The organism is Candidatus Protofrankia datiscae, from assembly GCF_000177615.2.
Taxonomy (GTDB): Bacteria; Actinomycetota; Actinomycetes; order Frankiales; family Frankiaceae; genus Protofrankia; species Protofrankia coriariae.
On record NC_015656.1, the window covers coordinates 4,650,815 to 4,663,713 of the forward strand.

8 protein-coding genes are annotated in these 12,899 nt (G+C 68.0%); all 8 read right to left on the bottom strand.

The genetic code is table 11. From position 1 onward, the window contains the following. Positions 1–183: 183 nt before the first annotated feature. A complete protein-coding gene (locus tag FSYMDG_RS19550; RefSeq protein ID WP_013875121.1) occupies positions 184–4,077 on the bottom strand; it encodes a DNA-directed RNA polymerase subunit beta' in 3,894 nt (1,297 codons plus the stop codon). Positions 4,078–4,357: 280 nt separating this feature from the next. Next, positions 4,358–7,780 carry a DNA-directed RNA polymerase subunit beta gene (rpoB, locus tag FSYMDG_RS19555; RefSeq protein WP_013875122.1) on the bottom strand — a complete coding sequence of 1,141 codons (3,423 nt, stop codon included), beginning with the start codon at positions 7,778–7,780 and terminating at the stop codon, positions 4,358–4,360. 1,020 nt (positions 7,781–8,800) lie between these two features. Continuing rightward, positions 8,801–9,190 (bottom strand): 50S ribosomal protein L7/L12, encoded by a 390-nt coding sequence (gene rplL / locus FSYMDG_RS19560; protein WP_013875123.1) that lies wholly within the window; start codon positions 9,188–9,190, stop codon positions 8,801–8,803. Positions 9,191–9,430: 240 nt separating this feature from the next. Next, on the bottom strand, positions 9,431–10,003 hold the full coding sequence (gene rplJ, locus FSYMDG_RS19565) for a 50S ribosomal protein L10 (RefSeq protein WP_013875124.1): 573 nt from the start codon (positions 10,001–10,003) through the stop codon (positions 9,431–9,433). A gap of 401 nt (positions 10,004–10,404) precedes the next feature. Further along, complete coding sequence (rplA, locus tag FSYMDG_RS19570; protein ID WP_013875125.1) at positions 10,405–11,121, bottom strand: 50S ribosomal protein L1; 717 nt, start codon at positions 11,119–11,121, stop codon at positions 10,405–10,407. Positions 11,122–11,273: 152 nt separating this feature from the next. Further along, positions 11,274–11,705 (bottom strand): 50S ribosomal protein L11, encoded by a 432-nt coding sequence (rplK, locus tag FSYMDG_RS19575; protein WP_013875126.1) that lies wholly within the window; start codon positions 11,703–11,705, stop codon positions 11,274–11,276. A gap of 52 nt (positions 11,706–11,757) precedes the next feature. Further along, positions 11,758–12,567 carry a transcription termination/antitermination protein NusG gene (gene nusG / locus FSYMDG_RS19580; protein ID WP_013875127.1) on the bottom strand — a complete coding sequence of 270 codons (810 nt, stop codon included), beginning with the start codon at positions 12,565–12,567 and terminating at the stop codon, positions 11,758–11,760. Between the two features lie 82 nt (positions 12,568–12,649). Further along, positions 12,650–12,898 (bottom strand): preprotein translocase subunit SecE, encoded by a 249-nt coding sequence (gene secE / locus FSYMDG_RS19585; RefSeq protein ID WP_013875128.1) that lies wholly within the window; start codon positions 12,896–12,898, stop codon positions 12,650–12,652. Position 12,899 lies beyond the last annotated feature (1 nt).

A 12,899-nucleotide genomic window follows, 5' to 3' on the forward strand; every position in this document is an offset into this window, starting at 1 on the left:
TGTCGCCGCATGCGGTCCTCGCCGGGGCGACGGCCGCTCCCGCCGGTGGTCCGCACCGGTCACCGGTGGGTCGCCTCCACGCAGCAAGCTCCACACAGCAGGGCGGCCCGGGTGGACGTCTGGTAAGGACGCCTACCTGGGCCGCCGGGGCGCTCCGTGGCAGGAACTATCGGGTAGCGAGAACTACCGGTAGTCGCCGCCGGTGCTGCGGTAGTCGAAGTCGTCCAACGGGACGGCCTGGCCGCTGCCGGTGCCGAACGCGCCGTACTCCACGCTCGCGCCCTCGTCGTAGCCGCTGACCGAGTACACCGACGCCCGTGCCTCCTCGGTCGGCTCGACCCGGATGTTGCGGTACCGCGAGATGCCGGTACCCGCCGGGATGAGCTTGCCGATGATGACGTTCTCCTTCAGGCCGACCAGCGAGTCCGACCGGGCGTTGATCGCGGCGTCGGTGAGCACCCGGGTCGTCTCCTGGAAGGATGCCGCCGACAGCCACGACTCGGTCGCCAGGGACGCCTTGGTGATCCCCATCAGGACCGGACGGGCCGAAGCCGGCTGGCCGCCGGTCTCGACCACCCGACGGTTCTCCTCCTCGAACCGGGCCCGCTCGACCAGTTCGCCCGGCAGGAGCGTGGTCTCCCCCGACTCCAGCACGTTCACCCGCTTGAGCATCTGCCGGATGATGATCTCGATGTGCTTGTCGTGGATGGACACACCCTGCGAGCGGTACACCTCCTGCACCTGGTCGACCAGGTGGAGCTGCACCTGACGCGGGCCGAGGATGCGCAGCACCTCGTGCGGGTCGACCGCGCCGTCGACGATCTTCTGACCGACTGCGATGCGCTGGCCCTCCTCGACCTTCAGCCGCGACCGGCGGGAGACCGGGTAGGAGATCTCCTCGCTGCCGTCGTCGGGGATGACCACGACCTTGACGGTCTTCTCGGTCTCCTCGATGCGCACCCGCCCGGAGACCTCGCTGATCGGGGCCTTGCCCTTGGGGGAACGGGCCTCGAACAGCTCCACGACACGGGGCAGACCCTGGGTGATGTCGTCGCCGGCGACGCCACCGCTGTGGAAGGTACGCATCGTCAGCTGGGTGCCGGGCTCACCGATGGACTGGGCGGCGACGATACCGACGGCCTCGCCGACGTCCACGAGCTTGCCCGTGGCCAGCGACCGGCCGTAACACTGCGCGCAGACACCCATCCGGGCCGCGCAGGTGAGGGCGGAACGCACCTTCACCGACTCGATCCCGGCATCGATGATCTTGCCGATGACCACGTCGCCGAGGTCGGTGCCGGCCGGTACCACCACGTCACCGGCGGCGTTCGCCGCGTCCGAGGCAAGCGTGCGCGCGTAGGCCGCGGTCTCGGCGTAACGGTCGCGGACGAGCACGCCGTCCGCTCCCTTGCGCGCGATGCGGGTGGCGATGCCGCGCTCGGTGCCGCAGTCGTCCTCACGGACGATGACGTCCTGGCTGACGTCGACCAGACGCCGGGTGAGGTACCCGGAGTCCGCGGTCCGCAGCGCCGTGTCGGCCAGACCCTTGCGGGCGCCGTGCGTGGAGATGAAGTACTCCACCACGCTCAGCCCTTCGCGGAAGTTCGCCTTGATCGGACGTGGGATGATCTCGCCCTTGGGGTTGGCGACCAGTCCGCGCATCCCGGCGAGCTGCCGGATCTGCATCATGTTTCCGGCGGCCCCGGAGTTGACCAGCACGGCGACCGGGTTGGTCTCCGGGAAGTTGGCCTCCATGGCCTCGGCGACCTTGTTCGTCGCCTCGTTCCAGATCTGGACCAGCTCGGCACGGCGCTCGTCGTCGGAGAGGAAGCCGCGGTCGAACTGCTTCTGCACCCGTTCGGCCCGCTGCTCGTACTCGTCGAGGATCTGCGCCTTGTTCGGCGGCGCGACAACGTCCTCGATCGCGACGGTCACCCCCGAGCGGGTGGCCCAGTAGAAGCCGGCGCTCTTCAGCGCGTCCAGCGTCGCGGCCACCTGGATCTTCGGGTAGCGCTCCGCCAGGTCGTTGACGATCGCGGCCTGGGCCTTCTTGTTCATCAGGTAGTTCAGGAACGGGTAGCCCTCGGGGAGCGCCTGGTTGAGCAGGCAGCGACCGAAGGTCGTCTCCAGGGTGAACAGGTCGCCGGTGGCCCAGCCGGGCGGCGGGGTCCAGTCCAGCGGCGGCGTGGTGTCGCGCAGCCGCACCTTGATCTTCGCCTGGAGCTCGATCTCCCGGGCGTCGAAGGCCATCTGCGCCTCGGCCACGCTGGAGAACGCCCGGCCCTCGCCGCGGGCACCCGCGGCCATCCGGCTGAGGTGGAACACCCCGGTCACCATGTCCAGGCTCGGCATGGCCAGCGGACGCCCGGACGCCGGCGAGAGGATGTTGTTGCTCGACAGCATCAGGATGCGCGCCTCGGCCTGCGCCTCCGCGGACAGCGGCAGGTGTACGGCCATCTGGTCCCCGTCGAAGTCCGCGTTGAACGCGGTGCAGACCAGCGGGTGGATCTGGATGGCCTTGCCCTCGACGAGCTGCGGCTCGAACGCCTGGATGCCCAGCCGGTGCAGGGTCGGCGCGCGGTTGAGCAGCACGGGGTGCTCGGTGATGACCTCTTCGAGGACGTCCCAGACGACCGGGCGGGCCCGCTCCACCATGCGCTTGGCCGACTTGATGTTCTGCGCGTGGTTGAGGTCGACCAGCCGCTTCATCACGAACGGCTTGAACAGCTCGAGTGCCATCTGCTTGGGCAGGCCGCACTGGTGCAGCTTGAGCTGCGGGCCGACGACGATGACCGAACGGCCGGAGTAGTCGACGCGCTTGCCCAGCAGGTTCTGCCGGAACCGGCCCTGCTTGCCCTTGAGCATGTCCGACAGCGACTTCAGCGGACGGTTGCCCGGCCCGGTCACCGGCCGGCCGCGGCGGCCGTTGTCGAACAGCGCGTCGACGGCCTCCTGCAGCATCCGCTTCTCGTTGTTGACGATGATCTCGGGCGCGCCGAGGTCGAGCAGCCTCTTGAGCCGGTTGTTCCGGTTGATCACCCGGCGGTAGAGGTCGTTGAGGTCGGACGTGGCGAACCGGCCACCGTCGAGCTGCACCATCGGGCGCAGGTCCGGCGGGATCACCGGGACGCAGTCGAGCACCATCCCGTTCGGGGAGTTGCGGGTGTTGAGGAAGGCCGAGACGACCTTGAGACGCTTCAGCGCCCGGGCCTTCTTCTGTCCCTTGCCGCTGCGGATGGTCTCCCGCAGCGACTCGGCCTCCGCCGCCAGGTCGAAGTCGACGAGCCGGCGCTGCAGGGCCTCGGCCCCCATACCGCCCTCGAAGTACTGGCCGAACCGGTCCCGCAGCTCGCGGTAGAGCAGCTCGTCCGGCTCGAGGTCCTGGACCTTCATGCTCTTGAAACGATCGAACACCCGGTCCAGATCGTCGATCTTCCGCTGCGCGCGGTCGCGGATCTGGCGCATCTCGCGCTCGGCCGCCTCCCGCACCTTGCGCCGGACGTCGCCCTTGGCGCCCTCGGCCTCCAGCTGGGCGAGGTCGGCTTCCAGCTTCTTCTGCCGGGTCTCGACGTCGGCGTTCTTCTTGTCCTCGAGGTGCTGCTTCTCGACGGAGATCCGGGCTTCGAGGGTGGACAGGTCGCGGTGGCGCGCGTCCGTGTCCACATTTGTGATCATGTAGGCGGCGAAGTAGATGACCTTCTCAAGGTCCTTCGGCGCCAGGTCGAGCAGGTAGCCGAGCCGGCTCGGGACACCCTTGAAGTACCAGATGTGGGTGACCGGCGCGGCCAGCTCGATGTGGCCCATCCGTTCCCGACGCACCTTGGCGCGGGTGACCTCGACACCGCAGCGCTCGCAGATGATGCCCTTGAAACGAACGCGCTTGTACTTACCGCAGTAGCATTCCCAGTCCCGGGTCGGACCGAAGATCTTCTCGCAGAAGAGCCCGTCCTTCTCCGGCTTGAGGGTACGGTAGTTGATCGTTTCCGGCTTCTTGACCTCGCCGTGTGACCACTGGCGGATGTCGTCCGCCGTGGCGAGGCCGATGCGCAGCTCGTCGAAGAAGTTGACGTCGAGCACGTGTCTTCTCTCTCTGCCGTCTGGCTGCCCGCTGTCGCCGGCAGGTGTTCGTGCGGATGGCGGCGGCGGGGGGCGTGGGCCGTCAGTTTGTCCAAGGTCGGCGGGGGTGCCGCGACACGGCCGGTGCCCGGGGACTACCGGTTGCCGTGTCCTGGCCGTGTGGTCCGCGGCCGCGGCGGCGCGAGGGCGGCGACTCCAGGAAGATCATCCTGATCCCCACAGCCCCCTGGTCACGCCGCCTCCGGCCGCTGGCGGTCACCCGGCCGCAGACCACTACTCGTCAGACCTCCTCAACGCTGCTCGGCTCCCGCCGGGACAGGTCAATACCGAGTTCCTCCGCGGCGCGGAAGACGTCCTCGTCGGTGTCACGCATTTCGATGGAAACGCCGTCGCTGGAGAGAACCTCGACGTTCAGGCACAGCGACTGCATTTCCTTGATGAGCACCTTGAAGGACTCCGGGATACCGGGTTCGGGAATGTTCTCGCCCTTGACGATGGCCTCGTAGACCTTGACGCGCCCGAGGACGTCGTCCGACTTGATGGTGAGCAGTTCCTGCAGGGCGTAGGCGGCACCGTAGGCCTCCAGCGCCCACACCTCCATCTCGCCGAAACGCTGCCCACCGAACTGCGCCTTACCACCCAGCGGCTGCTGGGTGATCATCGAGTAGGGGCCGGTCGAACGAGCGTGGATCTTGTCGTCGACCAGGTGCAGCAACTTGAGGATGTAGATGTAACCGACCGCCACCGGGTACGGGTAGGGCTCGCCGGTCCGGCCGTCGAAGAGCTCGGCCTTGCCGCTGGCCCCGATGAGCTGGACGCCGTCCCGGTTGGGCAGCGTCGAGGCGAGCAGGCCGGTGATTTCCTCCTCACGGGCGCCGTCGAAGACCGGCGTGGCCACGTTGGTGTTCGGCGGCGCCTGGTCCGCCCGGATGCCGCGCAGCCGCTCCTTCCAGCCCTCGGCACCGCCGTCGACCTGCCATCCGGTCTTGGCCACCCAGCCGAGGTGGGTCTCCAGGATCTGGCCGATGTTCATCCGGCGGGGCACACCGTGCGGGTTGAGCACGACGTCCACCGGGGTGCCGTCGGAGAGGAAGGGCATGTCCTCGGCCGGGAGGATCTTCGCGATGACGCCCTTGTTCCCGTGCCGCCCGGCGAGCTTGTCACCATCGGTGATCTTGCGCTTCTGGGCGACGTACACCCGGACCAGTTCGTTGACGCCGGGTGGCAGCTCGTCGCCGTCCTCCCGGGAGAACACCCGGACCCCGATGACCTTGCCAGACTCCCCGTGCGGCACCTTCAGCGAGGTGTCGCGGACCTCCCGGGCCTTCTCACCGAAGATCGCACGCAGCAGCCGCTCCTCCGGAGTCAGCTCGGTCTCGCCCTTGGGCGTGACCTTCCCGACCAGCACGTCACCGGGCGAGACCTCGGCGCCGATACGGATGATGCCGCGCTCGTCGAGGTCGGCGAGGACCTCCTCGGCGACGTTGGGGATGTCCCGGGTGATCTCCTCGGGCCCGAGCTTGGTGTCCCGGGCGTCGACCTCGTGCTCCTCGATGTGGATCGAGGACAGCACGTCGTCCTGGACCAGCCGCTGGGAGAGGATGATCGCGTCCTCGTAGTTGTGGCCCTCCCACGGCATGAAGGCGACCAACAGGTTCTTGCCCAGCGCCATCTCGCCGTTGTCCGTGCAGGGGCCGTCCGCGATGACCTGGCCCGCCTCGACCCGGTCCCCCTCGTCCACGATGGGCTTCTGGTTGATGCAGGTGCCCTGGTTGGACCGGCGGAACTTCGCCATCCGGTAGGTGCGCCGGGTGCCGTCGTCGTGCATGACGGTGATGTAGTCGGCGGAGAGGTCCTCGACCACGCCGGCCTGCGCGCAGACGACGACGTCGCCGGCGTCCTTGGCCGCGCGGGCTTCCATGCCGGTGCCGACCAGCGGCGCCTCACTGCGCAGCAGTGGGACGGACTGACGCTGCATGTTCGAGCCCATCAGGGCCCGGTTGGCGTCGTCGTGCTCGAGGAAGGGGATCATCGCGGTGGCGACCGACACCATCTGCCGCGGCGAGACGTCCATGTAGTCGACCTCGTCGGGCGGGATGAACTCGACCTCGCCGCCCTTGCGGCGGACCAGGACCCGGTGCTCGGCGAACGACCCGTCGGAGCTCAGCGGCGCGTTCGCCTGCGCGATGACGTGCCTGTCCTCCTCGTCCGCGGTGAGGTAGTCGATCTGGTCGGTGACCCGCCCGGCCACGACCTTGCGGTAGGGCGTCTCGACGAAGCCGAACGGGTTGACCCGCGCGAATGTCGACAGCGAGCCGATCAGACCGATGTTCGGCCCTTCCGGCGTCTCGATCGGGCACATCCGGCCGTAGTGGCTGGGGTGGACGTCCCGGACCTCGAAGCCGGCCCGCTCCCGGGAGAGACCGCCCGGGCCGAGCGCGGACAGGCGCCGCTTGTGGGTGAGGCCCGCCAGCGGGTTGGTCTGGTCCATGAACTGGGAGAGCTGGCTGGTGCCGAAGAACTCCTTGATGGAGGCGACCACCGGCCGGATGTTGATCAGCGTCTGCGGCGTGATCGCCTCGACGTCCTGGGTGGTCATCCGCTCCCGGACGACCCGCTCCATCCGGGCCAGGCCCAGGCGCACCTGGTTCTGGATCAGCTCACCGACCGTGCGCAGCCGCCGGTTGCCGAAGTGGTCGATGTCGTCCACGTCGTAGGACGAGTCCCTGCCGGCGTGCAGCTGGACGACGTACTCGATCGTGCGGACGATGTCGTCCTCGGTGAGCACTCCGACGTCGTGCGGGACGTCCACCTCGAGCTTCTTGTTCACCTTGTAGCGGCCGACCTTGGCCAGGTCGTAGCGCTTCGGGTTGAAGAAGAGGTTCTCCAGCAGCGTCTGCGCGGACTCGCGGGTCGGCGGCTCGCCCGGGCGCAGCTTGCGGTAGATGTCGAGCAGCGCGTCGTCCTGGCTGGAGGTGTGGTCCTTCTCCAGGGTCACCCGCATCGACGGGAAATCACCGAACCGCTCCAGAATGCGCGCCTCGTCCCAGCCGAGCGCCTTGAGCAGCACGGTCACGGACTGGCGGCGCTTGCGGTCGATACGGACGCCGACGGTGTCCCGCTTGTCGACCTCGAACTCCAGCCAGGCACCCCGGGACGGAATCACCTTGCAGGAGAACAGATCCTTGTCGGAGACCTTGTCGATGGTCTTCTCGAAGTACACCCCGGGGGAACGCACCAGCTGACTGACGACGACCCGCTCGGTCCCGTTTATGACGAACGTGCCCTTCGGGGTCATGAGCGGGAAATCACCCATGAAAACCGTCTGGCTCTTGATCTCACCAGTGGTGTTGTTGGTGAACTCGGCCGTCACGAACATCGGGGCCGAGTAGGTCATATCCTTGTCCTTGCACTCCTCGACGGAGTACTTCGGCGGTTCGAAACGGTGGTCCCGGAACGACAGTGACATCGAACCGGAGAAGTCCTCGATCGGGGATATCTCCTCGAAGACCTCTTCGAGACCCGACGTGACGGGTACGTCGTCACGACCGGCGTCGATGGCTTCCTGGACCCGTTCCGCCCACGCATCACTGCCGATCAGCCAGTCGAAGGACTGGGTCTGCAGGGCGAGAAGATCGGGGACCTCGAGAGGCTCGATGATCTTTGCGAACGAGATGCGGGAGGAGGTAGGCGAGGCGGCCAAGGTGGTCCTTCCGGTGGCCTGATCGTCGGGCTGGTGGCGCTGCGGCTTCCTTGATACGGCCTCCGGCAACACGGGAGGATTCATGATCGCGTCGCCTTCGGCCTGCTCGAGAACAATCCGACGGAGGGGTGGTCGGGTGATCAGTGTCTCGCTACGGTTGTGGTGACTGTCGGCGGGGGTAGTCCAACAGGGTGCACGGGTGACTCACGAATGCAGGCAGACGCGACACGGGCGTCAGCGAGTAGTCCGTCACGACAGCTTTCGGACGGGGACCTCCGCGTGGGATGGTCGTCCTGTACTGGTGACGTGGCGGCGCTTCGGTGGCGGATTGCGATCAACGGTCTCGCTCGGGTTACCTCGGTCGTGACGTCTGTCTGGACGGTCGCGCCCGGTGGACGCGGCTGCACAGGGACTGAAGCCGTACGCGGGCTGGCACCGTCGCATACCTCGAGGAGCAGTGAGCGCACGACGAAAGGACAGCCCAAACGAGCAGTGTAGCCGATGGCTGCACTGCTGACAAGGCTGGCCGCAAGGCTGAGCTCGAGGCTGGCCGACGGGGGCCGCCCGACGGAAGCTGGTCAGCCGATGCCAGCTGACCGACGCCGTCCGACGGGTCTGGGTCACCGCCTCGGAGATGATGGAACTCCGTCCCGGGTAAGGTCGTCAACCGGTTGCGAGGTAATGAGCGCGAGGAAGTCCGCGGCACGCCCCGGCCGGGCCTGCGTGAGCGGCCCGCGCGCCCGGGCAGGCCGTCCGGCCGCGAGGCGGCGCAGCGAGGCTCCCCCACCCGATCCGTCCGCCCGCGACCGGGCCGACAGCCGCGACGACCGGCCCGGTGGCGGCCGGCTCGGGCAGACGCTCGGCAGCCCGTTCGACGGGCACCGGCAGCCTCGGCTTTGTTGTCGAGACAGCCTGACCCACCAGGGCAGTCTGAAGCGTCAGGACGGTCTGAGCCAACGACGCGGGCCGTTGCCCTCTCGTCTCCACGGAGGGAGAGAGCAACGGCCCGCGGTGTCATGGTTACTTGACGGTGACCGTGGCGCCGGCGCCCTCCAGGGCGGCCTTGGCCTTCTCCGCGGCTTCCTTGGTCGCCTTCTCCAGCACCGGCTTGGGCGCTCCGTCGACGAGGTCCTTGGCCTCCTTCAGCCCGAGGCTGGTCAGCGCGCGGACCTCCTTGATGACCTGGATCTTCTTGTCGCCGACGGACTCGAGGATGACGTCGAACTCGTCCTGTTCCTCGACGGCCGGCGCCTCGGCGGCCGACCCCGCGGCGCTCGGCGCGGCAACCGCGACCGGCGCGGCCGCGGTCACACCGAAGGTGTCCTCGAACTGCTTCACGAACTCCGACAGCTCCAGCAGCGTCATTTCCTTGAACGCGTCCAGCAACTCGTCGGTCGACAGCTTCGTCATGATGGCGGTCCTTTCATCGTGATGGATCAGAAAGTCCGGTCGGGCGTACCGCGTCAGCGGGCCGAAAGCGCCGCGACTACCGCCCGTCGGGTTACCTGTGGCTACTTGTTGTTACTTGGGGCTACTTCGGACTGCCTGGTTCACGGATCCCGGGGACCGGGACGGCCGGCGCCCGTCGACATCGGCTACCGGCCAGCTGACCGGGTAGCAGGACGTGTCGGGCCACGGGCGGCCGGTGCGCTAGGCGCCCGCTTCGGCCGGGGACGCGTCGGCCGCCGGCTCGGGAACCGCGGACGCCTCCGCCTCCCGCTTGGCCCGCAGCGCCTCGGCCAGGCGGGCCGTCTGGGACAACGGCGCCGCGAACAGGCCGACCGCCTTGGCCAGCGAACCGTTGAGCGCACCTGCGAGCTTGGCGAGCAACACCTCGCGCGACTCGAGATCGGCCAGCTTGCGGATGTCGTCCGCCGACACCGGCCTGCCCTCGACGACGCCGCCCTTGACCACCAGAGCCGGGTTGGCTCGGGCGAAGTCACGCAGGCCCTTGGCCGCCTCGACCGGGTCGCCAGTGACGAACGCGACCGCGGTGGGGCCGACCAGCAGATCGTCCAGGCCGTTGACGCCGGCCTGCCCAGCGGCAATCTTGGTGAGGGTGTTCTTGACCACCGCGTACTGTGTGCCCTCGCCGAGCGAACGGCGCAGTTCGGTGAGCTGGCTCACCGTCAGCCCGCGATACTCGGTCAGCACCGCCGCGGACGCGCCCCGGAACGAGTCTGCGATCTCCGTTACCGCGGCGACCTTTTCCGGCTTCGCCATCGGGCTCCTTCATGGGGTCTGGCCAGTCGTCCGAAAGGTGCCGCAGACGACGAACGCCCCGGCGCAGGCGCGCGGGGCGTACCGACCGGAGCACAACGATGCCGACCCCGGACAATGCTCCCTCACCTGCGCGGGCCGTCCGGTGGCTCCGGAACCTTCGGCCGCCCCACGAGGGGACGACGACCAGCGGTCTTCGGTTTGGTTCTCAGTGAACAGTTGGTTCTCAGTGGGCAGGATACTCGGGCCTACCGCGATACGAAAAATATGATCGTTCCGCTTTCGGCCTTCGCATCAAAATGGTACACGGCCTGGAAACCGCGGCCGGCCAGGGAGCGCCCTGCGCACCCCGTCCGACCGCGGCCCGCGAGGGCCGGTACCGACCGAAGCCGGTACCGCCTGGATCAGGCGACGACGTCCTCGAGGAGGTTGCGGGTACGACCCGGGTCGACCAGAATTCCGGGGCCCATCGTGGTCGTGAAAGTGATCTTCTTCAGGTAGCGGCCCTTGGCCGCGGCCGGCTTGACCCGGACGATCTCGTCCAGTGCGACGCTGTAGTTCTCGATCAGCTGCTCGTCGGTGAAGGCCGTCTTCCCGATGACGATGTGCAGGTTGCCCTGCTTGTCGACCCGAAAATTAATCTTTCCGCCCTTGATGTCGCGGACGGCCTTGGCGATGTCGAGGGTGACCGTGCCGGTCTTGGGGTTGGGCATGAGCCCGCGCGGCCCCAGGATGCGGGCGATGCGGCCGACCTTGGCCATCTGGTCGGGGGTCGCGACGGTCGCGTCGAAGTCGAGGAAGCCCTCCTGGATCCGCTGCACGAGATCGTCGCTGCCGACGATGTCGGCACCGGCGGCGGTGGCCTCGGCTGCCTTCTCCCCGGCGGCGAAGACCGCCACCCGCGGGGACTTCCCAGTGCCGTGCGGCAGGTTCACGGTTCCCCGGACCATCTGGTCGGCCTTGCGCGGATCCACCCCGAGACGCAGCGCGACCTCGACGGTGGCGGCGTACTTGGTCGTGGAGGTCTCACGGGCCAACTGGACGGCTTCCAGCGGGGTGTACAGGCGGTCCGGCTCGATCTTCTCGATCGCGGCCCGGTACGCCTTGCTGCGCTTCGTCATGTGTGTCTCCTCGTGGTGATGACGGGCCGGAGCCGCTGCACCACCCGCCCATCCTGGTTGCAGGCACCTTCCAGGACGGGTCGGGCGTGATCGGGCGCCCTCCCACAGTTGTCGCGGTCACGGCCGTCGCAACCTCGCGGCCGGACTGGTCGTCACCCGCTGACGGTGATGCCCATCGACCGGGCGGTCCCAGCGATGATCTTCTCGGCGGCTTCCAGGGTGGTGGCGTTGAGGTCCGGCAGTTTGGTCTGGGCGATCTGACGGACCTGCTCGGCGGTCAGGTTGGCGACCTTCGTCCGGTGCGGAACGCCGCTGCCCTTCTCCACCCCGGCGGCCTTGAGGATCAGCCGCGCCGCCGGCGGTGTCTTGGTGACGAAGGTGAACGAGCGGTCGTCGTACACGGTGATCTCGACCGGCACCACGTTCCCCCGCTGGGACTCGGTGGCGGCGTTGTACTGCTTGCAGAACTCCATGATGTTCACGCCGTGCTGGCCGAGTGCCGGCCCCACCGGAGGCGCCGGCGTCGCCACACCGGCATTGATCTGGAGCTTGATGATGGCGGCGATCTTCTTCTTGGGAGGCATGGTGTCGTTTCTCTCCGAGTTGCTGCTGCGAGTTGCTGCTGGTGGGGCGGGTTCAGATCTTCGCGACCTGGTTGAACTGAAGTTCGACCGGCGTCTCGCGGCCGAAGATGGACACCAGCACCTTGAGCCGCTGTGCGTCGAGGTTGATCTCGCTGATGGTGGCCGGCAGGGTCGCGAACGGGCCGTCCATGACGGTCACCGACTCCCCGACCTCGAACTCCTGTACCCGGACCGTCTCGACCTTCTTCTCGCGTGGCGCCGGCGGCGCGAGGATCGAGAGGACCTCCTCCGTGCGCAACGGCGACGGCTTGTTGGTCAGCCCCACGAAGCCGGTCACGCCCGGGGTGTTGCGGACCGCCGACCACGACTGGTCGGTGAGGTCCATCCGCACGTAGATGTAGCCGGGGTACTTCTTCTGCTGCACCAGTTGCCGCTTGCCGTTCTTGATGACCGGGACCTCCTCGGTCGGCACCTCGATCTGGAAGATGTAGTCCTCCATGTTGAGGCTGGAGATCCGGGTCTCAAGGTTCGTCTTGACCTTGTTCTCGTATCCGGCATACGAATGTATGACGTACCACTCGCCCGGAGCGTCCTCCAAGGCCTGCCGGATGTCCTCGGCGTCGTCCTCGTCGTCGGCAGCGGGCTGGTCCGCGCCTGCCGGGCCGGTCACGTCCGCCTGGTCCGTCGCGAGGTAGCCGGGAGACGTGTCGGTGCCCGTGGTGCCGTCGCCGCTCTCGCCAGCCTGCGGCAGAGCGCCGGCCTCCGTACTCGCCACCTCGTCGCGCGCCAGTGCCGCCAGCGGATCGAGACCGTCGAGGGCCTCCCCCTGTTCGGAGGAGACGTGCTCGGGAAACTGGGACACGCGGACGTTCCTTCTCTCTATGACCGTGCTCTGTGAGCTGTGTGGGCCTCGGGGCGACATGAATCCGCGGAATCCGGTCACATCAACCGAAGATGGCCAACACCGCCTTGGTGAGACCGAAGTCCAACGACGCGACGAAGGCCACCGTGATCGAGCAGAACACGAGCACGACGATCACATAAGTGACCAGCTCGCTCCGGCCCGGATAGACGACCTTCCGAAGCTCGGCGACAACCTCGCGGTAGAACCGCAGTGGCGTCGTGCGACGCCGGCCCGCGGGCCTGCTCGGCCGGCCGGCCCGCGGTGCCGCGTCACGTGTGTCGGTCGCCACT

Bases quoted from the DNA above. Each gene is read 5' to 3' on its own strand.
- rplL (WP_013875123.1), bottom strand. From the start codon at position 9,190: ATGACGAAGCTGTCGACCGACGAGTTGCTGGACGCGTTCAAGGAAATG.
- rplJ (WP_013875124.1), bottom strand. From the start codon at position 10,003: ATGGCGAAGCCGGAAAAGGTCGCCGCGGTAACGGAGATCGCAGACTCG.
- rplA (WP_013875125.1), bottom strand. From the start codon at position 11,121: ATGACGAAGCGCAGCAAGGCGTACCGGGCCGCGATCGAGAAGATCGAG.
- rplK (WP_013875126.1), bottom strand. From the start codon at position 11,705: ATGCCTCCCAAGAAGAAGATCGCCGCCATCATCAAGCTCCAGATCAAT.